Source organism: Leifsonia shinshuensis (assembly GCF_014217625.1).
Taxonomy (GTDB): domain Bacteria; phylum Actinomycetota; class Actinomycetes; order Actinomycetales; family Microbacteriaceae; genus Leifsonia; species Leifsonia shinshuensis_A.
The window spans coordinates 4,110,577-4,131,260 of record NZ_CP043641.1; the positions used below are offsets into that span (position 1 = coordinate 4,110,577).

21 protein-coding genes are annotated in these 20,684 nt (G+C 71.0%); 10 read left to right on the top strand and 11 right to left on the bottom strand.

Features of this window, described 5'->3' with window-relative positions:
• The first annotated feature begins 7 nt into the window (after positions 1-7).
• Positions 8-1,792 carry a sensor histidine kinase gene (locus tag F1C12_RS20005; RefSeq protein WP_185276561.1) on the top strand — a complete coding sequence of 595 codons (1,785 nt, stop codon included), beginning with the start codon at positions 8-10 and terminating at the stop codon, positions 1,790-1,792.
• A gap of 25 nt (positions 1,793-1,817) precedes the next feature.
• Here F1C12_RS20005 and F1C12_RS20010 read toward each other — a convergent pair whose 3' ends face one another.
• The 3 genes from F1C12_RS20010 to F1C12_RS20020 all read right to left on the bottom strand — a co-directional run bounded on the left by F1C12_RS20010 (position 1,818) and on the right by F1C12_RS20020 (position 3,107).
• On the bottom strand, positions 1,818-2,255 hold the full coding sequence (locus F1C12_RS20010) for a hypothetical protein (protein ID WP_185276562.1): 438 nt from the start codon (positions 2,253-2,255) through the stop codon (positions 1,818-1,820).
• Between the two features lie 86 nt (positions 2,256-2,341).
• The gene (locus F1C12_RS20015) at positions 2,342-2,671 is read right to left on the bottom strand and encodes an MGMT family protein (protein WP_185276563.1); all 330 of its coding nucleotides are present in this window, start codon (positions 2,669-2,671) and stop codon (positions 2,342-2,344) included.
• Positions 2,655-3,107: a GNAT family N-acetyltransferase gene (locus F1C12_RS20020; protein ID WP_185276564.1), complete on the bottom strand. Its 453-nt coding sequence runs from the start codon at positions 3,105-3,107 to the stop codon at positions 2,655-2,657. Before F1C12_RS20020 ends, F1C12_RS20015 begins: the two co-directional genes overlap by 17 nt.
• A 149-nt stretch (positions 3,108-3,256) precedes the next feature.
• Between F1C12_RS20020 and F1C12_RS20025 the strand changes: the two genes are divergently transcribed.
• Together F1C12_RS20025 and F1C12_RS20030 are read left to right on the top strand one after the other, a co-directional pair.
• A complete protein-coding gene (locus F1C12_RS20025) occupies positions 3,257-4,471 on the top strand; it encodes an NADP-dependent isocitrate dehydrogenase (protein ID WP_185276565.1) in 1,215 nt (404 codons plus the stop codon).
• A 151-nt stretch (positions 4,472-4,622) separates the two neighbouring features.
• Complete coding sequence (locus F1C12_RS20030; RefSeq protein WP_219732660.1) at positions 4,623-5,954, top strand: DUF1254 domain-containing protein; 1,332 nt, start codon at positions 4,623-4,625, stop codon at positions 5,952-5,954.
• 7 nt (positions 5,955-5,961) lie between these two features.
• Here F1C12_RS20030 and F1C12_RS20035 read toward each other — a convergent pair whose 3' ends face one another.
• Positions 5,962-6,321, bottom strand: coding sequence for a nuclear transport factor 2 family protein (locus F1C12_RS20035; RefSeq protein ID WP_185276566.1), 360 nt, complete (start codon positions 6,319-6,321; stop codon positions 5,962-5,964).
• A 79-nt stretch (positions 6,322-6,400) separates the two neighbouring features.
• A complete protein-coding gene (locus tag F1C12_RS20040) occupies positions 6,401-7,189 on the bottom strand; it encodes an SDR family NAD(P)-dependent oxidoreductase (protein WP_185276567.1) in 789 nt (262 codons plus the stop codon).
• 66 nt (positions 7,190-7,255) lie between these two features.
• Here F1C12_RS20040 and F1C12_RS20045 point away from each other — a divergent pair, with 66 nt between their 5' ends.
• The 7 genes from F1C12_RS20045 to F1C12_RS20075 all read left to right on the top strand — a co-directional run bounded on the left by F1C12_RS20045 (position 7,256) and on the right by F1C12_RS20075 (position 15,080).
• Positions 7,256-8,437: an ROK family transcriptional regulator gene (locus F1C12_RS20045; RefSeq protein ID WP_185276568.1), complete on the top strand. Its 1,182-nt coding sequence runs from the start codon at positions 7,256-7,258 to the stop codon at positions 8,435-8,437.
• A gap of 98 nt (positions 8,438-8,535) precedes the next feature.
• A complete protein-coding gene (locus F1C12_RS20050; RefSeq protein WP_185276569.1) occupies positions 8,536-9,885 on the top strand; it encodes an extracellular solute-binding protein in 1,350 nt (449 codons plus the stop codon).
• Between the two features lie 142 nt (positions 9,886-10,027).
• A complete protein-coding gene (locus F1C12_RS20055) occupies positions 10,028-10,984 on the top strand; it encodes a carbohydrate ABC transporter permease (RefSeq protein WP_258046033.1) in 957 nt (318 codons plus the stop codon).
• Positions 10,981-11,850: a carbohydrate ABC transporter permease gene (locus F1C12_RS20060; protein WP_185276570.1), complete on the top strand. Its 870-nt coding sequence runs from the start codon at positions 10,981-10,983 to the stop codon at positions 11,848-11,850. Before F1C12_RS20055 ends, F1C12_RS20060 begins: the two co-directional genes overlap by 4 nt.
• A gap of 5 nt (positions 11,851-11,855) precedes the next feature.
• Positions 11,856-13,403, top strand: coding sequence for a beta-N-acetylhexosaminidase (nagZ, locus tag F1C12_RS20065; protein ID WP_185276571.1), 1,548 nt, complete (start codon positions 11,856-11,858; stop codon positions 13,401-13,403).
• On the top strand, positions 13,400-14,302 hold the full coding sequence (locus F1C12_RS20070; protein ID WP_185276572.1) for an ROK family protein: 903 nt from the start codon (positions 13,400-13,402) through the stop codon (positions 14,300-14,302). Before nagZ ends, F1C12_RS20070 begins: the two co-directional genes overlap by 4 nt.
• Positions 14,295-15,080 (top strand): glucosamine-6-phosphate deaminase, encoded by a 786-nt coding sequence (locus tag F1C12_RS20075; RefSeq protein WP_185276573.1) that lies wholly within the window; start codon positions 14,295-14,297, stop codon positions 15,078-15,080. The genes F1C12_RS20070 and F1C12_RS20075 overlap by 8 nt, the downstream gene beginning before the upstream one ends.
• A gap of 294 nt (positions 15,081-15,374) precedes the next feature.
• Here the strand turns inward: F1C12_RS20075 and nagA (F1C12_RS20080) are convergent, their stop codons facing one another.
• Genes nagA (F1C12_RS20080) through F1C12_RS20105 form a run of 6 tightly spaced genes read right to left on the bottom strand, consistent with a single transcriptional unit; the run spans position 15,375 to position 20,667 of the window.
• Positions 15,375-16,523, bottom strand: coding sequence for an N-acetylglucosamine-6-phosphate deacetylase (gene nagA, locus F1C12_RS20080; RefSeq protein ID WP_185276574.1), 1,149 nt, complete (start codon positions 16,521-16,523; stop codon positions 15,375-15,377).
• On the bottom strand, positions 16,520-16,879 hold the full coding sequence (locus F1C12_RS20085) for a YrdB family protein (RefSeq protein WP_185276575.1): 360 nt from the start codon (positions 16,877-16,879) through the stop codon (positions 16,520-16,522). Before F1C12_RS20085 ends, nagA (F1C12_RS20080) begins: the two co-directional genes overlap by 4 nt.
• Before the next feature lie 53 nt (positions 16,880-16,932).
• Positions 16,933-17,808: a formyltetrahydrofolate deformylase gene (gene purU, locus F1C12_RS20090; protein WP_185276576.1), complete on the bottom strand. Its 876-nt coding sequence runs from the start codon at positions 17,806-17,808 to the stop codon at positions 16,933-16,935.
• A 44-nt stretch (positions 17,809-17,852) separates the two neighbouring features.
• Complete coding sequence (nagA, locus tag F1C12_RS20095) at positions 17,853-19,016, bottom strand: N-acetylglucosamine-6-phosphate deacetylase (RefSeq protein WP_185276577.1); 1,164 nt, start codon at positions 19,014-19,016, stop codon at positions 17,853-17,855.
• Positions 19,013-19,798 carry a DeoR/GlpR family DNA-binding transcription regulator gene (locus F1C12_RS20100; protein ID WP_185276578.1) on the bottom strand — a complete coding sequence of 262 codons (786 nt, stop codon included), beginning with the start codon at positions 19,796-19,798 and terminating at the stop codon, positions 19,013-19,015. Before F1C12_RS20100 ends, nagA (F1C12_RS20095) begins: the two co-directional genes overlap by 4 nt.
• Positions 19,795-20,667 (bottom strand): class II fructose-bisphosphate aldolase, encoded by an 873-nt coding sequence (locus tag F1C12_RS20105; protein ID WP_185276579.1) that lies wholly within the window; start codon positions 20,665-20,667, stop codon positions 19,795-19,797. The genes F1C12_RS20100 and F1C12_RS20105 overlap by 4 nt, the downstream gene beginning before the upstream one ends.
• Between the last annotated feature and the right edge of the window lie 17 nt (positions 20,668-20,684).

The following is a 20,684-nucleotide window of genomic DNA, read 5'->3' on the forward strand; positions in this document are numbered from 1 at the left end:
GGCCACCATGGGGGCCGGGCGCCTCTGGCTGCGGGCCGCCGCCGTCACGGTGACGATCGCCGTCAACGTGCTGGCGCAGGTGTTCAGCGCGATGACGGGGAACTACGGCCCGCGTCCGCAGGGCGTCGGCTGGGCCATCGTGTTCGTGGCCGTCGCGCTGGACTACGTCATCTGCGCGGTCATCGCGTGGCGCGCGATCCGCAGCTCGGCGCCCGGCTGGCTGATGGTGGGCGCCGCGTTCTTCTGGGCGGCCGGCGCCTGGTATCCGCTCACCCGCGACCTCGGCTGGCTGTGGCCGCTGGTGGAAGGCGTGACCGACCTGTGGGCGGTGCTGGTCGGCATCCTGGTGCTCACGTATCCCGGCGGCCACCTCGTCTCGCGATTCGACCGCGTCGTCGCCTACACGCTGAGCGGCGCGTTCCTGGTGCGGTTCCTGGGCATCCTGCTGTTCTCCTCGCCGTCGGCCGCCGACTGCGGCTGCGTGGCGAACCCGTACGCCATCCTGCCGAGCCCGGACGCCGACTACTGGCTCGGCGTGGCGTGGCGGATCGTCGGCGTCGTCCTGCTCCTCGCCGTGGCCGGTCGGCTGGCGGTGCGCTGGGTGACCAGCACGCTCCCCGCCCGGCGGGTGTCGTTCGTGATGCCGCTCGCGCTGCTGCTGTGGTGCTACGGCACGGTGCAGGACTCGATCAGCTTCGCGCTCGGCTGGGACAGCGGCTGGCTGCAGTTCATCCCGCCTGTCGCGATCGCGCTCATCCCGCCCGCGTTCGTGGGCGGAGTCTTCTACGCCCGCGGGCTGCGCTCGCGCGTGGCGGACCTCGTCATCGTCGCGCGCGACAAGGTGGACAGGGCGCTCTGGGAGTCGAGCCTCGCGCGCACTCTGCACGACCATTCCCTGCGCGTGTTCTGGTGGGATGAGCACCGGCGCGCGTACCGCACCAGCGCGGGCGACGCGGTGCCGGACGGCGACCGGGCCGAGCGTCCGGGACGCTCCACGATGGCGATCGACTCGGACCAGGGGCCGATCGCCCTCATCGAGCACGACGTGGCCCTCGGCCAGGACGACCGGCTGCTGGACGCGGTCTCCTCCGCCCTGCTGCTCTCGGTCGACAACGACCGGCTGCGCGGACGGCTCGAGCAGACCATCCAGGAGCTGCGTGAGTCCCGGCTGCGCATCGTGGAGGAGGGCTACCTCGCCAGGCGGCGGCTGGAGCGCGACCTGCACGACGGCTCGCAGCAGCAGCTCGTGTCGTTGGCCATCGGCCTCCGGATCGCCGCGACGAAAGCCGGCGCCGCCGGGCAGCCGGAACTCGTCGGCGACCTGGAGAAGGCGTCGGCGCAGCTCGCGGACGCCCTCAGGGAGCTGCGCGAGCTCGCGCGCGGCATCCACCCGACCGTGCTGACCGACGGCGACCTCCGCTCTGCGCTGGAGGAGCTGGCCCAGCGCAGCGTGACGCCGGTGGAGGTGCACGTCGAGCTCGCGGAGCGCCTGCCGGACGTCGTCGAGGAGACCATCTACTACTGCGTCTCGGAGTGCCTGGCCAACGCCGCCAAGCACGCGCAGGCCCGCAACTGCGCGGTGCTCGTGACGCGCGACGATGGCGCGGTGACCGTGACGGTGAAGGACGACGGCCGCGGGGGAGCTCAGATCGAGCCGGGCGGCGGGCTGGAAGGCCTGCGCGATCGGGTGGAGACCGTCGGCGGCCATGTCGAGGTGCGGTCGGTCGCCGGCCTCGGGACGATCGTGGAGCTGGTGCTCCCGGCTCAGGTGGCCGAGGGCAGCAGGCCCTGAGTGCGCATCGCCCGCGGCGCGGAGGTCACTTGGCGGAGCCGGTGGCGGGGCGGACCGCGAACAGCTGCGTCGGCGCCACCGTGAACGCGCTCCAGCCCCCCGGGCAGGAGTACGACGCGTTCGGGATGCCGGAGATGGGCCACCAGCTGTCCTGGATGGTCGGCTTGGGCGGGGCGACGTTCGTGAGCTTGCAGACGTCCTTCTTGAACACGGCCTGCGAGGTGTAGGTCATGATCGCCTCGCCGGTGTGCGTGTCGTAGTCGACCCGGATCACGGTCGCGTCATCGGGGACGAACGACGGCGAGCCGATGCTCTTCGTGTTCGCCGCGTTGAACTCCTTGGCCGTGTCGTAGATCGCCGGAGTCACGTGCGGCGTGAACGCCGACACGACAGAGCACCCGGAGAGGGCGACGACGAGGGGGACGGCGGCGACGGCGACGGCGAGTCGACGGGTACGGGGCACGGACGCTCCTGGGACGGATTCACATGGACAGACCCGTCCAGTCAACACCATGAAGCTGAGCGCTTGCATCGATCGGGAGGATGATCTCAGCGAGCGTCGTGCCTGGCCGTCCTCAGGTCCACCCGGTACGGCGACCTTCCGCCGCCGAGCAGGGGCGTCCCCTCGGCGCGGTAGTGCTCCAGTGCGATGTGCTCGTGGTTCGCGGGAGGATGCCCGCTCGAGCGCACGACGCGCCACCAGGGCACGTCGCCGCCGTAGTACGCCATCACCTGGCCGACCATCCGGGCGGCGCGCGAGCCGAGCGCTGCGGCGACGTCGCCGTAGGTCATCACCTGGCCGGGCGGGATGCTGTCCACGACCGCGAGGACGCGCGAGGCGAAGTCGTCGCCCGCGCTGTCCTCAGAGGTCGAGGGCACCGATGGTCTCGCCGTACTGCGTCTCTCCGACCGGCTGGAAGCCGGTGCGCAGGAAGAACTGCTCGGGGCCGAGCTCGCCGGACTCCCAGATCACGTAGAGCCGGCCGACGCCGCGGTCGCGCGCCTCGGCGGCGAGGGCCTTGACCGCGAAGGTGCCGATGCCGCGGCCCTGGTCGTCGGCGTCGACGTTGATGCGCCAGAGGATCGCCTTGAACTCGTCGTGCTCGGCGTAGGGGTTGAAGTCGCCCATGATGAAGCCGACAACGTCGTCGCCGTCGAGCACGACGCGCTGCCACGACGTGGACGGGTCGGCGACCGCGGCGGCGGCCGAGTACGACACCGGAGCGATGAACTGCTCCTGGCCGGGCTTCAGCGACAGCGCGTTCGCCGCGACGACGGTCTTCGCGCTCAACTCTTCCAGTCTCAACTCAGCCATAACGAAAGGGTAACGTGCGAGGCGACCCGCGCATAGTCGGCGGGAGCCGGCTGACGGGACGCTGACAAAACTGTCTCGATGTCAAGATAGTTGCCGAACTCGGGTAAGCTGTCTCCGGCTGAAAAACGGCACAGACCTCAGGAGAACCAGTGGACAAGATCAAGGTTGATGGAACGGTCGTCGAGCTCGACGGCGACGAGATGACGCGGATCATCTGGAAGGCGATCAAGGACTCCCTCATCCACCCGTACCTCGACGTGAACCTCGAGTACTACGACCTCGGCATCCAGAAGCGCGACGAGACCGACGACCAGATCACGATCGACGCGGCGCACGCCATCCAGAAGCACGGCGTCGGCGTCAAGTGCGCGACCATCACCCCGGACGAGGCCCGCGTCGAGGAGTTCGGCCTCAAGAAGATGTGGAGGAGCCCGAACGGCACCATCCGCAACATCCTCGGCGGCGTCGTGTTCCGCGAGCCGATCATCATCTCCAACATCCCGCGCCTGGTCCCGGGCTGGAACAAGCCGATCGTCATCGGCCGTCACGCCTTCGGCGACCAGTACCGCGCCACCGACTTCACCTTCGACGGCCCTGGCACGCTGACCATGAGCTTCCAGCCGGCCGACGGCGGCGAGGCGCAGTCCTTCGAGATCTACCAGGCGCCCGGCGCCGGTGTCGCGATGGGCATGTACAACCAGGACGAGTCCATCCGCGACTTCGCCCGCGCGTCGTTCAACTACGGCCTGGACCGCCAGTACCCGGTGTACCTGTCGACCAAGAACACGATCCTCAAGGCCTACGACGGCCGGTTCAAGGACCTCTTCCAGGAGGTCTTCGACACCGAGTACAAGGAGAAGTTCGACGCGGCCGGCCTCACCTACGAGCACCGCCTGATCGACGACATGGTCGCCTCCAGCCTCAAGTGGGAGGGCGGCTACGTCTGGGCGTGCAAGAACTACGACGGCGACGTGCAGTCCGACACCGTCGCGCAGGGCTTCGGCTCGCTCGGCCTGATGACCTCCGTGCTGACCACCCCGGACGGCTCGGTCGTCGAGGCGGAGGCCGCGCACGGCACGGTTACCCGCCACTACCGTCAGTACCAGCAGGGCAAGCCGACCTCCACCAACCCGATCGCCTCGATCTTCGCCTGGACGCGCGGCCTCGCGCACCGCGGCAAGCTCGACGGCAACCAGGACCTCATCGACTTCACCCACACCCTCGAGGACGTCGTGGTGAAGACGGTCGAGGAGGGCAAGATGACCAAGGACCTCGCCCTCCTGGTCGGCCCGGAGCAGAAGTTCCTGACCACCGAGGAGTTCCTCGACGCGATCAGCGAGAACCTGAAGGCGCGCGTGGCGTAACGCTGCGTCGCGAGCATTCGTGCCGGATGCCGCCTCCCGCTCCCGGGGGACGGCGTCCGGCACGAGTCGTTAACGGCCTTCCCGCGCGCGCGACCGGCACCCTATGCTGCCGCGCAGATGCCGCCGCGCATCGTGAGCCGAGGGGGATGCCGTGATCGCACTGAGCCCGGACGAAGTCGCCGCACGCGCGGCCGAGGCGTACACGTACTTCTATCCGCTCGTCACGATGGACGTGACACGGAGCGTCTTCACGCAGCCAGGCGACTCCACCGCCATCGGGCGGGGCCGAACCAACACCCTCGCGCACGCGCGCGCCTTCCCCGACGCCGACTTCCGCGCCGTGGTCGCCCCGAACTTCGACACGCTCTACTCGTCGGCGTGGCTCGACCTCTCGGACGGCCCGATCGTCCTCGATGTGCCGGACAGCGGCGGCCGGTACTACCTGCTCCCGCTGCTCGACATGTGGACGAACGCGTTCGCCGTGCCCGGCAAGCGCACGACGGGGACCGCGGCCGGCCGCTTCCTGATCGCGCCGCCCGGGTGGGACGGCGAGGTGCCGGACGGGACCACGAGGATCGACGCCCCGACCGCACACGTGTGGCTGATCGGCCGGGTGCAGACGAACGGCCCGTCGGACTATGCCGCGGTCCGCGAGTTCCAGGACGGGCTCCGGCTCAGCGGTCCAGAGGGCGAACAGCCGTCGACCGCGCTGCCGGTGTCGGTGGCCCCGGACGGCCTCGATCTGAGCCGGGAGCCGCTCGCGATCGTCAACGGACTCACCGCCGTGGAGTTCTTCGGGTACGCCGCCCGGCTGCTCGCCGTCCACGCGCCTCAAGCGACGGACTTCAGTGCCCTGGCCCGGCTGGCGTCCCTGGGGATCGTGCGCGGCGAAGACTTCGACGGGAGTGTGTTCGACGACGACCAGCGCGCCGCCCTGGAGCGCGGCGCGGAGGACGCCCGGCAGCGGCACCACCGCGCGATCAGCACCATGGCCCGCATCGCCAACGGCTGGGCGATGAACACCGACAGCATGGGCGTCTACGGCGACTTCTACCTCAAGCGTGCCGCCGTCACGGTGGTCGGTCTCGGGGCCAACCAGCCGGAGGACGCGATCTACCCGATCGCCGTCGCCGACTCCGCCGGACGGCCGATCGTGGGGGAGCGCGACTACGTGCAGCACTTCGAGCGCGACCAGCTCCCGCCTGTCGACGCGTTCTGGTCGGTCACGATGTACGACCAGGACAGCTTCCAGGCGCCGAACCCGCTCGACCGGTTCGCGCTCGGCGACCGGGACCTGCTGCACTACGGCGACGACGGCTCGCTGGACCTCTACTACGGCCCCACGGACCCGGGCGGCACGAAGACGGCCAACTGGCTCCCAGCCCCGGCCGGGCCGCTGCGGATCATCATGCGGCTGTACGCGCCGCGGCCGGAGGCGCTCGACGGCCGGTGGAACCCGCCGCCGATCGCGGAGACCCGCTGACGGCCGGCTAGGCCGTCGGCACGAGGAGGGTCTGCAGTTCCGAGATCCGGCCGTCTCGGACCACGATGATGTCCACTCCGCGCGCGACAGGCGCGCCCGCGGGGCCGAGCGCCCAGGCGAGGGCGCCCCGGCCGGCGCCCTCGTAGCGCGGGCCGTCCTCGCTGAACGCGAAATCGGCCGGAAGGCCGCCCAGCAGCTCGTCGGCCTTCGCGGCCAGCGCGTCCCTCCCGCTCGCGGTGCCGTCGGGGTCGGTGAAGACCACGTCCTCCGTGTACACCTTGTCGATCGCGGCGCGCCGGGCGGCGGCGTCGCGCTCGCCGAAGACACGGTGGAGATTGGCGTCGAGGAGGTCCTGGATGCTGCTCATGGGTCGTTCCCTTCGAGTGGTCGTCCGATGCCGGGGTCAACGCCGCCGGGTGGCGCGGTCTTCCCGCGTCGGCCGTCGGTCAGCGGGCCGTCCAGCCCCCGTCGATCGCCAGCGTCTGCCCCGTGATCAGCGACGCTGCCGGCGACGCCAGGAACGCGACCGCTCCCGACACCTCGCGCGGTTCCCCGATCCGGTGCAGCGCCGCGATGCGCTCGATCGTGTCGGCGCGGAACGCGTCGTCCGACAGCGCCTTCGCCGTGCCGTCCGTCTCGATGAAGGTCGGCGCCACCGCGTTGACCCGGATGCCGTACCGGCCCCACTCCACCGCGAGGCAGCGGGTGAGGTGGACGACCGCCGCCTTCGCTGCGCAGTAGGACGCCTCGCCGGGCAGTGCGATCAGCCCGGCCTGAGAGGCGACGTTGACGATCGCGCCGCCGCCGCCTGCCAGCATGCTCTTCGCGACGTGCTGGGACAGGAAGAACGTCGACCGGGTGTTGAGCTGCCAGACCCGCTCGAAGTCGTCCTCGGTGACCTCCAGGGCCGGCGCGTCGACGCCGCCGCCTGCGTTGTTGACCAGAATGTCGATCGGGCCGAGCTCGGCGGCGACCTCGTCCATCGCCGCGCGGCAGCCGGGGAGGTCGAGCACGTCCATCCGGATCGCCCGGGCCGTCACGCCGAATGACTCGAGCTCCGCCACCAGTGCCGCCGAGCCGTCCGGATCGCGCACGCCGAGGACGACGTCGGCGCCCTGGCCGGCGAGTTCGAGCGCGATCTCGCGGCCGAGGCCGCGGCTCGCGGCGGTCACCAGGGCGCGGGAGCCGGTCAGGTCGAAGGGGGTGCGGGCGGAGGCGGGGGCTGGGGTGTTCACGCTCGGAGTGTAACGACTTGAAGTCGGAGCTTGCGTTTCTTTTGTTCGTAAGCTTTACTAACAAACATGACCACAACGGACGTGCTCGGCAGCGCCGGAGGCCTCGGCCCCGGCAAGGCCCTCCGTCCGCGTTCCAAGGTGCTCCCCGAGCACGCGCGCAGCCACAACCGGTCGCTCGTGCTCCAGACCCTCTACCGGTCGGGAGAGCAGAGCCGGGCCGATCTGGCCCGTGAGACCGGGCTCACGCGCGTCACTGTCTCCGACCTCGTCGCCGAGCTCCTCGCGGAGGGTCTCGTGGTCGAGCTCGGGCAGCGGGAGGCCGCGCGGCCGGGCAAGCCAGCTGTCCTCCTCGACATCAACCGCACCGCGCACCAGATCGTCGGCGTCGACCTCAGCGACCACGACCGCTTCCGCGGCGCGGTCATGGACCTCGACGGCGAGCTGCTCGCCACGGCCGAGGTCCCGCTCGAAGACGGCGACGGGGTGTCCGCGACCGGGGAGGCCGCCCTCGCCAAGGTGCACGCGCTCGTCGCGCAGCTCGTCGCCACGGCCACGGCCCCGATCCTCGGGATCGGCGTCGGCTCGCCCGGCGTGGTCGACCTCACCGGCACCATCCTGACCGCGCCCAACCTCGGCTGGACCGACGTGCGGCTGCAGGACGACCTCCACCGGCTGACCGGCCTCCCGGTCGTCGTCGCGAACGACGCCAACGCGGCCGTGCTCGCCGAGCACAGCTACGGCGGCGCGACAGGCGACATGATGCTGATCCGCGTCGGCCACGGCATCGGCGCCGGCCTGATCATCGCCGGCACCCTGGTCTACGGCAGCCACTTCGCCGCGGGCGAGATCGGCCAGGTCATGGTCGGCACCGACCTCGGGCTGGACGCGACCTACACCCGCGAGCAGGTGCTCGAGCACTGGCTCAGCGTGCCCCAGCTGCAGCGCGGGATCCGGGAGGCCGAGGCCGCAGGGCGCGACGCCACCCCGGTCCTCCGCGAGGCAGGGCAACGGCTCGGCATCTCTCTGGCGCCGGTCGTCGGCGCCCTCAACCTGTCGGAGCTCGTCCTGAGCGGCCCGACCGAACTGCTCGATGGCCCCCTCGCCGAGGCGACCATCCACACGCTCCGGAACCGGACGATGGCGGAGAACCACGCCGACCTCGCGGTCCGGATGACCACGCAGGGGCAGGACATCGTCCTGCGCGGCGCGGCCGTACTCGTCCTCTCCGGACAACTCGGGGTCTCGTAACACAGCACCGTGCAATCCACGACCCCTGCACCGACGGTGTGATGCGACCGCACACACTGACCAACCTAGAAAGCCCGAAACGAATGAAGGGAACAGCAATGAAGAGAAAGCTCGTCGGCCTCGCCGCTGTGGCTACGGCTTCCGCTCTCGTGCTCGCCGGATGCGCCTCTGGCGGAGCCCAGGCGCCGAGCACCGATGGCAAGGGCAAGACGGTCACCCTGTGGCTCGTCGGCTCCGACACCCCGGACGCGCTGCGCAACTACCTGAAGACCGAGTTCAACAAGGAGACCGGCGCCACGCTCAAGATCGAGCAGCAGGACTGGGGAGACCTCGTCACCAAGCTCACCACCTCGCTGCCCGACGCGAACAACACGCCGGACGTGACGGAGATGGGCAACACCCAGTCCCCGACCTTCACCAACGTGGGCGCCTTCCTCGACATCTCCGACATGTACAAGGACCTCGGCGGCGACAAGCTGCTCCCGTCCTTCGTCGAAGCGGGCAAGGTCGACGGCAAGAACTACACGCTGCCGTACTACTTCGGCTCGCGTTACATGTTCTACCGCAAGGACGTCTACAGCGCGGCCGGCGCGTCCGTGCCGACCACGCTCGACGAGTTCAACAGCACCGTCGCCGACATCACGGCGAAGAACCCGAAGGGGATCCCGAACTTCTCCGGCTTCTTCCTCGGCGGTCAGGACTGGCGCGACGGCATTTCCTGGATCTTCGCCAACGGCGGTGACATCGCCAAGAAGGAAGGCTCCAAGTGGGTCGCCACGCTCGACTCGGCGAACTCGCTGAAGGGCCTCCAGCAGCTTCAGGACATCTACAAGAACGCGTCCAAGGCGCCGAACGACGCCAAGGACTCGAACCAGTACATCTACCTGAACGACACCGACCAGACGGTGGACGCCAACAACAACAAGACCGGTGACACGTCCCTCGCCGCGGCCACCATCATGGCTCCGGGCTGGGCGCACTGGTCGATCGGCGACCTGTCCACCAAGGACGGCAAGCCCGTCCGCACCTGGAACGACAACACCTTCGGCACCTACGTGCTGCCGGGCAACGACGGCAAGCCCGCTCCGGTCTTCGCCGGCGGCTCCAACATCGGCATCTCGGCCAAGTCCAAGAACCCGGGCCTGTCCAAGACGCTGCTGAAGATCATCTTCAGCAAGGAGTACCAGGAGATGCTCGGCAAGAACGGCCTCGGCCCGGCGAACTCGGACTACATGTCCTCGCTCGGCGACGACCAGTTCGCGAAGGCGCTCATCGCTTCGGCCTCCAACTCGAAGCTGACCCCGGCCGCACCCGGCTGGGCGTCCGTCGAGGCGGCCAACGTGATGGAGGAGTTCTTCTCCAAGATCCGCGACTCGTCCGACCTGAAGGGCCTCGCCCAGCAGTACGACACCAAGATCAACGCGCTCCTCAACGTGAAGAACGGCTGATCGGCTCCGCCTAGCACCACCCCGCAGGCGAGGGCGCGGAAGCAGCACCATCCCTTCCGCGCCCTCGCTCCTGCCCCCACACTTTCAAGACAGAATTTCACCACAGACTTTTCCGCCACCCCCATCCGGAAGGAGGACCGCCGTGACGACGACCCGCGAACCCGTGACCGCCGCGCCGCCCGCGAGCGCACCCGCTCCGTCCGCGCCGCGCAAGCGCCGAGGCCGGCTCACGCCCTACGCCCTGCTGCTGCCGGCCATCCTCATCCTGCTCCTCGCGCTCGGCTATCCGATCGTCTGGCAGCTCATCACGTCGATGCAGCATTTCGGGCTCGCCCAGCAGTTCGGCCAGCCCGCGCCGTTCGTCTGGTTCGACAACTACGTCACCCTGTTCTCCGACCCCTACATGTGGATCGTGGTCGGCCGCTCGCTCGTCTTCTGCCTCAGCACCGCCGCGGTCACCGTCGTGATCGGCGTCGGTCTCGCCCTGCTGATGTCGGGCATCTCGCGCTTCCCGCGCATCTTCCTGCAGATCACGCTCCTGCTCGCCTGGGCCATGCCCGTCGTCGCCGCGATGACCGTCTGGAACTGGCTGTTCGACTGGCGCCGCGGCGTCATCAACAGCGTCCTGACCTCCTGGGGCCTGGACTTCCAGAACCACAACTGGCTGCAGAACCCGATCTCCTTCTTCTTCGTCGCCGGCGTCATCGTCACCTGGATGAGCGTGCCGTTCGTGGCCTTCTCGGTCTACGCCGGCCTCACCCAGGTCTCCACCGAGGTGCTGGAGGCCGCCCAGATGGACGGTGCGAAGGGTTTCCAGCGGCTGCGCTACATCATCCTGCCGATGATCCGGCCGGTGCTCGGGATCGTGCTGCTTCTGCAGATCATCTGGGACCTGCGGGTGTTCACCCAGATCAAGCTGCTGCAGGACAAGGGCTCCATCGCCAGCGAGACCAACCTGCTCGGCACTTACATCTACCAGCTCGGCGTCGGGTCGAGCGACTTCGCGATGGCCAGCGCCGTCTCGGTGTTCGTCCTCATCCTGACCATCGCCCTCAGCTGGTTCTACGTCCGCCACCTGCTCAAGGAGGACCAGTCATGACCACCGTCGCCGGCGACCGCAAGCTCAAGCAGAAGGTCCGCCCCGGCCGTATCCTCCTCGGCGCGCTCGCCGTGGTGCTCGGGCTGATCTGGGTGTTCCCGGTCTACTGGATGCTGAACTCCTCTCTGCTGCCGAACGTCGTGCTGCAGAGCACGACGCCCACGTGGCTGCCGTTCGGCGGCTCGTTCGACAACTTCACGGCCGTCGTCAACGGCGGGACGTTCTTCCCCGCGCTCGGGATGAGCGTGGTCGTCGCGCTGGTCACCGTCGTGTTCTGCCTGGCGTTCGCCTTCCTCGCGGCGCTCGCGATCAGCCGGTTCAAGTTCCGCGGGCGCACGTCGTTCGTGCTCGCCGTGCTGCTCATCCAGATGCTGCCGGCGGAGGGCCTGTTCATCGCGCAGTACAAGCTGATGGGCTCGCTCGGCCTCCTGAACACCGTGGTCGGCGTCAGCATCATCTACATCGCGGCCGTCGTGCCGTTCACGATCTGGATGCTGCGCGGCTTCGTCGCCGGGATCCCCGCCGACCTCGAGGAGGCGGCGATGGTGGACGGGCTGAGCCGCACGCAGGCCTTCCTGCGCATCACGTTCCCGCTGCTCGCGCCGGGCCTCGTCGCCTCGGGTGTCTACGCCTTCCTGCAGGCCTGGAACGAGTTCACCGTCGCGCTGGTCATCCTGCAGGAGAACAGCAGCCAGACGCTCCCGCTGTGGCTGCGCGGCTTCATCCAGCAGTCGGCGTCGCGGGCGACCGATTGGGGACAGGTGATGGCGGCCTCCACGCTCGTCGCCGTGCCGGTCATCATCTTCTTCCTCATCGTCCAGGGACGCATGACCAGCGGGCTGGTCAGCGGGGCGGTCAAGGGGTGAGCGGGATGTCGGTCACCCAGCCCAGCGCGACCGACACCGCCCTCCGTCGCAGCATCGCGGCGACCCTCCTGCCCGGTTTCGTCGGGACCACGCTGCCCGCGTGGCTGGAGGAGCGCCTGCGGAACGGCCTCGGCGGGGTGTGCGTGTTCGGTCAGAACGTGGAGTCGGTCGCCCAGCTCCGGGCGCTGACGGACGCGATCTACGCCGCCAACCCGGACGCGATCGTCGCGATCGACGAGGAGGGCGGCGACGTCACCCGGCTGTACTACGAGACCGGTTCGCCCTTCCCCGGGAACGCCGTGCTCGGCCGGCTCGGCGACGACGCGTACACCGAGGGCATCGCCCGGCGGGTGGGCGAGGAGCTGCACGCGGCGGGCGTCAACCTCGACTTCGCACCGGACGTCGACATCAACTCCAACGCGGACAACCCGGTCATCGGGGTGCGCAGCTTCGGCTCGCTGCCCGCCGTGGTGGCCGAGCAGGGCGCCGCGTGGACGCGCGGGCTCCAATCGGCCGGCGTCGCGGTGTGCGCCAAGCACTTCCCGGGGCACGGCGACACCGCCGCGGACTCGCACCTGGAGCTGCCGGTCGTGGACCTCACTCTGGACCAGCTGCGCGAGCGCGAGCTGGAGCCGTTCCGCGCCGTCATCGACGCGGGCGCACGCACCGTGATGACCTCGCACATCCTGCTGCCGCGGATCGATCCCGACCTGCCCGCGACGTTCAGCCGCACCATCGTCGAGGGCCTCCTGCGCGACGAGCTCGGCTTCGGCGGCGTCGTCGTCACCGACGCGCTCGACATGCACGGCGCGAGCGGGGAGCGCGGCATCCCGGAGGCCGCGGTGCTGGCCCTCGCGGCGGGCTGCGACCTGCTCTGCATCGGCACAGAGAACACCGACGCGCAGCTCGCGGAGATCGAGGACGCGGTGCTGGCCGCGGTCGCGGAAGGTCGCGTGGCCGTGTCCCGGATCGAGGAGGCGGCCGGGCGGGTGCTCGGGCTCGCGCTCGCGGTCCGGACCGACGGCGCCGCGCACGAGGTCGCAGGCGGCGCGGGCGTCATCGATCCCGCCGACGTGCGACGCGCGGTGGAGGCCTTCGACATCTCCGGGCACGCGGCCGCCTGGCTGCGGGCGCACCACGGCCGGTACTCGGTCGTCCGCGTCGACACCGTCGCGAACATCGCGATCGGCGAGGCGCCGTGGGGTCCGTTCGCGGAGGTCGCGGCGGAGGCGTCCGGCGCTTCGTCGGCGTTCGCGGCGAACCCGCTGGTGGTGTTCACCGAGGGCGACCATCCCGATCTCGTGCTCGCCGCGCAGTCGCCGGTGCTCGTCGTCGGCAAGGACAACCACCGGCACGCCTTCGCCCGTGCGGCGATCGACCGGCTGCGTGCCGAGCGGGACGTGCTCGTCGTGGACATGGGCTGGCCGAGCGACGACCGCCGGTATGCGGACATCGCGACCTTCGGCGCCTCCCGCCTCGTCGGGCGCGCGCTGATCGAGCTGCTCGACGGCGAGCCGGCCGCTCCGGAGGCCGTGGACGGGCATACCCCGTGAGGCTCGGCATCGACATCGGCGGCACCAAGACCGACGCCGTCGCCGTCGACGACGTGGGCGGCCTCGCGCAGCGGGTCCGCCTGGCGACGGGCTTCGGCCACGCAGCGGTCGTGGAGACCGCCGTCGCCGCCGTGGCCAGGATCGGGGAGCTCACCGGGCTCCCGGCCGGCGGCTTCACCTCCATCGGCATCGGCATCCCCGGGATGGTCGACAGCGCCTCCGGCCATGTCGCGCACGCGGTCAACCTCGGCGTCGAGCGGCTCGCGCTCGGCGGCGAGCTGGCCGGGAGGCTGGGCGTCGGCGTCCGCGTCGAGAACGACGTGAAGGCCGCGGCGCTCGGCGCCTTCCACCTCCTCGGCCTCGGCGGCACGATGGCGTACCTGAACCTCGGCACCGGGATGGCCGCCGGCATCGTCGTGGACGGCCGGCTCTGGCGCGGCGCCAGCGGCGTCGCGGGCGAGATCGGCCACCTCCCGGTCGACCCCGCGGGCGCCCTGTGCGGTTGCGGCCAGCGCGGCTGCCTAGAGACGGTGGCCAGCGGCTCCGGCATCGCCCGGCAGTGGCGCACCGACGACCCGCTCCCGGCGCGCTCGCTGTTCGCGGCGGCCGCCGACGGGGACCGCGAGGCGCGGGCGATCACGGCTAGGCTTGCCGAGGGCATCGCCGCAGCGGTGCGGGTCCTCGTGCTGACCGTCGACGTCGACACCGTGGTGATCGGCGGCGGCCTCAGTCATCTCGGGGACCGGCTGCTCTGCGACGTCCACGAGGTGCTCGACGGATGGGCGGAGACGTCCCCGTTCCTCGCGTCGCTCGCGCTGTCGCGGCGGGTGCGCCTCGTCCCGGAAGGAACACCCGTTGCCGCGTTGGGTGCGGCGCTCGTTGGAGGAGCAGATGGCTGAAGTCGTGGTGGTGGCGGACAAGGACGCGGCGGGCGAGCTCGCGGCGGAGTCGATCCTGCGGTTGATCGCCGCCAAGCCGGACGCGGTGCTGGGGCTGGCGACCGGGTCCACCCCGCTGCCGGCGTACCGGGCGCTGGCCCGGCGGATCGGCGCGTCCGGCACCGATGTGTCGCACGTGCGCGGCTACGCCCTGGACGAGTACGTAGGGCTGCCGGCCGGGCACCCCGAGTCCTACCGGGCGGTGATCACCCGGGAGGTCGTGGAACCGCTCGGGCTGACCCCCTCGCTCATCCACGTCCCCAACGGCGCCCTCGCCACGATCGAACACGCCGGAGCCGACTACGAGAAGGCGATCGCAGAGTCCGGGGGTGTGGACGTCCAGCTGCTGGGCATCGGCACCGACGGGCACATCGGCTTCAACGAGCCCGGCTCCTCGTTCGCGTCGGTCACCCGGGTGAAGACCCTGACGGAGCAGACCCGCAAGGACAACGCCCGCTTCTTCGACAGCGAGGACGACGTCCCGATGCACTGCATCACCCAGGGGCTCTCCACCATCCTGCGGGCCCGGCACCTGATGCTGCTCGCGTTCGGGGAGGGCAAGGCGGAGGCGCTGGCCGGGGCGGTGGAGGGCCCGGTGTCGGCCTCCAACCCGGGCTCGGCCATCCAACTGCACCCGCACGTCACCGTGCTCGTGGACGAGGCCGCCGCCTCCCGCCTCCGCAACATCGACTACTACCGCTACGCCTACGACCACAAACCCGCCTGGCAGAAACTCTAACCCGCGGCCCACCGCCGTCCCCTCCCGCGCCCTCCCACTCGCTCTCGCGCCCGCCGCAGCGAACGGAGGACCACCCGCCTCCCCACCCCTGGATGTCCTCCGTTGACTGCGTTTTCGGATGCTCACGACCCGGATGTCCTCCGTTCGCCACATCCCCGTGCGCGTGTGGGTAACGGAGGAGTTCGGGGCGGACACGCCCGGGAATGGCAGGTGACGGAGGAGATCGGGGGCTGGGGAGGTGGGAGGTCCTCCGTTGGCTGCAGGTGAGTGCGGGGAGTGGGAGGTGCGGGGCGGCTACAGGAGGTGGCCGGCGGCCAGGACCTGCTGGACGTGCCAGTCGTGGTCGAGCAGCACCGCGTCGGCGGCGTAGCCGGTGTGGAGGCGGCCGAGGCGGGACTCGCCCAGCGCTTTTGCCGGGGTCGCGGTGACCGCGGTGACCGCGGTGACCGGGTCGAGGCCGACGAGGGTGATCGCGTTGCGGAGGGCGGCGTCCTGGGTCAGGGTCGAGCCGGCGATCGTGGTGGTGCCGGAGAGCACGGCCAGGCCGTTCCGGACGCTGACGTTCAGGCCGCCCAGGCGGTAGTCGCCGTCCGAGGCGCCGGCCGCGGCCATCGCGTCGGTGACCAGGGCGACCCGTCCCGGCGCCTCCCGGAACAGCAGGCCCGCCACCGAGGGGTGAACGTGGAGGCCGTCGAGGATGAGCTCGAGCGTGACCTCCGGGTTCTCGATCGCCGCCATGACCGGGCCCGGGGCGCGGTGGTGGATGCCGTTCATCGCGTTGAAGGCGTGCACCAGCAGCCGCGCGCCCACCTCGAACGCGAGCTTCGCCTGCTCGTAGTCCGCCGCCGTGTGGCCGATGCCGACGACGACGCCGGCCTCGATGAGCACGCCGATGGCCTCCAGCGCGTTCGGCAGCTCGGGTGCGATGGTCGCGGTGCGGAGGGTGCCGCGGGCGGCGCCGATCAGCTCCTCGACCATCTCGGGGCCGGGGTCGCGGAGGAAGGCGTCGTCGTGCGCGCCGCGTCGCTCGCGGGCCAGGAACGGCCCCTCCAGGTGCGAGCCGAGCACCATCGGGTCGACCTTCGTCAGGTCGGCCACGACGCCGAGGCGCTCGCGCAGGGAGGCCAGCGGGTTCGCGACGTGCGACACCAGCGCGCGGGTGGTCCCATGGGCGCGGTGCGTCGCGAGGGCCGCGAGCATCTCCTCCGGGCCGTCGTCGTACGGGTGGCCTCCGCCGCCGTGGCAGTGCAGGTCGATGAAGCCGGGCGTCAGCCAGTGGCCGCCGGCGTCGATCACCTCGCGGCCGGGGACGCGGGCGGCCTCGTGCCAGCCCGTGCCGGAGCCGGTCGCGACGATCACGCCGTCGTCGGCGACCATCCAGAACTCGTCGACCCGTCCGCTCGCATCCACCTTGCGGGCGTCATGGACGACGATGCCGGTCATGCGAACTCGCGCCGCCCGTTGATCACGCCGCTCACGGTCGCCACGACCGCGAACACCAGCGCGACGATCGGCTGCCCCAGACTCCACCAGGCGAAGGCGGCCGAGCCCATCACGACGAGCTCGACGATCGCCTTGACGAACGGGTCCACGTGCAGAACGGCCTTGGGGGAGCGGAACAGCGCCCACAGCAGGATCGCGATCACGGGCGCTCCGATGCCGACGACGATGTTCCAGGGCAGCGGCCACGCGGCGAAGCCCCAGATAGCCAGCGAGACGATGGCGAACAGCTCCAGCACGAAGCGGAGGATGTCGTTGGGCCCGACCTTGATCGGGGTCTGCTGGTCGTGCGTGGTCACCGCGCCATTCTACCGATCAGGGTCGGTCGTGGCTGAGCGCGGGCCGAGGGCGCTCAGCGGAAGATGATCGTGCGCGCGCCGTCGAGCAGCACGCGGTCCTCCGCGAACCACTTCACCGCCTGCGTCAGCGTCCGCGACTCCTCGTCCTGGCCGATCGCGACCAGCTCGGGCACGCTGCGGGTGTGGTCGACGCGCACGACGTTCTGCTCGATGATCGGGCCCTCGTCCAGGTCGCTGGTGACGAAGTGCGCGGTCGCGCCGATCAGCTTGACGCCGCGGGCGTGGGCCTGGCGGTACGGGTTGGCGCCCTTGAAGCCCGGCAGGAAGGAGTGGTGGATGTTGATCGCCCGGCCGGCGAGCTTCTCGCACAGCCCGGGGGAGAGGATCTGCATGTAGCGGGCGAGCACGACCAGCTCGATGTCGTGCTCCTCGACGGCGGCCAGGACGCGCGCCTCGAACGCGGCCTTCGACTCCGGGTCGGTCACCGGCCGCGACTCGAACGGGACGCCGTAGAACCCGGCGAGGTCGCCGAGCGCGCCGTGGTTGGACAGCACGAGCGGGATCTCGACAGGGAGCTGGCCGGCACGCTGCCGGAACAGGAGGTCGTTGAGGCAGTGCGCGGCGGTGGAGACCAGCACGAGCGTGCGCAGCGGGCGCCCGACGTTGTCGACGCGGTGCGTCATCGCGAACCGCTCGACGACGGGCGCGAGCGCGCGCTCGAACTCGGCGCGGTCGGCGACGGACTCCACCTGGAGGCGCATGAAGAAGCGCCCGGTGTCAGTGCTCGCGAACTGCTGGCTCTCTGTGATGTTCCCGCGCGCGGCCACGATCGCGCCGGACACGGCGTGGACGATGCCGGGACGGTCGGCGCAGCTGAAAGTCAGCACCCAGTGATTCGAGGTCGCGGGATTGGCGGAGGCGGAGTCCATCCGTCCAGGGTAGCGGCCGGGCGGACGCGGCGATTCCCCGTTACTCACCGCGGAACCGGCGCCCCCGCCGTCCACACCTGCAGCACCCGGAAGTCGTCGTCCAGCAGCACAGCGTCCGCCGCGTACCCGGGCGCGAGGCGGCCCAGGTCGGCGCCGCGCCCGATCGCGGCGGCCGGCGTCTCGGTGAGCGCGCGGACGGCCTCCTCGACGGTCACGCCGACCTCCCGCACGGCCCGTCGCAGCGCGTCGTCCTGGGTCAGCGTGGAGCCGGCGATCGACCCGCCCTCGGCCAGGCGGGCGACGCCGTCGCGAACCTCCACGCGCAGCGCGCCGAGCAGGTAGTCGCCGTCGGCCTCGCCCGCCGCGGCCATCGCGTCGGTGATCAGCGCGACGCGGCCGGGGGCGGAGGCGAATGCCATCCGCACTACCTCGGGATGCACGTGGATGCCGTCGTTGATGACCTCCACGGTCACCCCCGGCGTGTGCGTCGCGGCGGCGACGGGACCGGGCGCGCGGTGGTGGATGCCGTCCATGCCGTTGAAGGCATGCGTCAGGATCGTGGCGCCGGCGTCGAACGCGGCGCGGGTCTGCTCGTAGCCGGCTCCGGTGTGCCCGACCGCGACCGCGACGCCCGCCGCCGCGAAGGCGCGCACGGCGTCCAATCCGCCCGGGAGCTCGGGGGCGAGCGTGATCTGACGCAGGGTGCCGGCCGCGGCCTCCAGCAGCAGTTCGATGTCCGCGGGCGTCGCCGGGCGCAGGAGCGCCGGGTCGTGCGCACCCTTGTGCGCGACATCGAGGAACGGGCCCTCCAGGTGCGAGCCGAGCACGCGCGGGTCCTCCGCCGCCAGCGCGGCCACCGCGCGCACGCGCTCGGCGAGCTCGGGAACCGTCGCGGTCACCAGCGAGACGACGAAGCGCGTCGTGCCGTGGCGCTGATGCAGGGCCATCGCCGTGCGGATCGCGTCCGCGCCGTCGTCGAACGCCGCGCCGCCTCCGCCGTGCCCGTGGAGATCGATGAAGCCGGGCGTGAGCCAGCCGCCGTCGGCGTCGGTGACCACCGCGGACGGCTCGCCGGCCACCGCCGCGAGCCAGTCGTCGCCGACGCCCGTGGCGGCGACGAGCTCGCCGTCGAAGAGCACCCAGGCGTTGCGGATCGTGCGGCCGTCGCTGACGAGGCGGGCGGAGTGGATGACGTGCACAGGGCTCACGCGACGATGACCTCGAAGCCGGCCTCCACGAACGCGGCCCGCTGCTCCGCCGTGATGCCGTCGTCGGTGATGAGCGTCGTCAGCAGCTTCGGTCCGCCCAGGGTGGCGAACGCCTTGCGGCCGATCTTGCTGGAGTCCGCCACCACGACGGCGCGGGTCGCCCGGCGGGCCATGAGCGAGTTGACGCTCGCCTCGCCCTCGTCGTGCACCGTCGCGCCGACGAGCGGGTCGATCCCGTTGACGCCGATGAACGCGATGTCCATCGTGATCTTCTCCAGCACGACGTCGCTGTACGGACCGACCAGCTCGTACGAGCGCGCGTGCACGACGCCCCCAGTGACGACGGTCTTGATCTGCGGCCGCATCACCAGCTGGGCCGCGATGTTGATGGCGTTCGTGACCACGGTGAGGTTGGGATGCGGCGACGGCTCCATCAGGTCGGGCCGCGACCCGAGCACGGTCGCGACCGCGGTGCTGGTCGTCCCTCCGCAGAGCCCGACCACGGCGCCGCGCGGCACGAGCGCGCTCGCCGCCTGCGCGATCCGCAGCTTCTCCGGCGCGTGCTGCTCCCGCTTGTAGCGGATCGGGAGGTCGTAGGCGACCGACTGGCCGACCGCCCCGCCGCGCGTGCGCGTCAACAGTTGCTGCGACGCCAGGGCGTCCAGGTCGCGCCGCGCGGTCGCCGCCGACACGTCGAGCTTCGCCACGATGTCCTCGACCTCCACCTGGCCCGACTCGGCCAGGAGGTCGAGGACGGCGTTGAGCCGTTCCGCTCTGTTCATCGCTGTGCAGTCTCCGTTCCGCTCGCCGCGCCGGCGGCGACGTCGAACAGGGTCATCAGGCGCGCCGCCTCCTTCGCCACGGCCGCGCGTCCCTCCCGCACGTATCGCCGGGAGTCCACGACCTCCGGATTCGCGCGCAGGAAGGCGCGGATCGCGTCGGTGAAGAAGCGGTTCAGGTGCGTGGAGACGTTGACCTTGGTGATGCCGGAGCTGATCGCCGACTCGATCGTCTCATCCGCGACCCCGCTGGAGCCGTGCAGGACCAGCGGAACGGCTACGGCGTGTCGGAGCGAGCCGATCAGGTCGAGGTCGAGCTGCGCGGTGCGCTCGGTCATCGCGTGCGAGCTGCCGACCGCGACGGCCAGCGCGTCGACGCCGGTCTCCGTCACGAACCGGCGCGCCTCCGCGGGGTCGGTGCGGACGCCGGGGGCATGCGCGCCGTCCTTGCCGCCGATCTCGCCGAGCTCCGCCTCCACCGACACGTCGTTGGCGTGCGCGTACTCGACCACCCGCACGGTGGCGGCGACGTTGGCGTCGTAGGGCAGCGTCGAGCCGTCGAACATGACAGAGCCGAACCCGAGGTCGATCGCCCGGCGGGTCAGCTCGGCGTCCTCCGCGTGGTCGAGGTGCACGGCGACATGGGCCGAGGAGTCCGCGGCGAGGGCGAGCGTGCCGCGCGCGATCGGGTCGAGGCCGCCGTGGTAGTCGGCGCAGTTCTGCGAGATCTGCAGGATGACCGGGCGGTGCGTCTCCTCCGCCGCGGCGACCAGCGCCTCGGCGGTCTCCAGGTGGATGACGTTGAACGCGGCGACGCCGGTGCGCGCGGCGACGGCCCCGTGCAGGAGGTCGAGCGTGGGGATGAGGGGCATGCGCGGCTCCGGTCGGT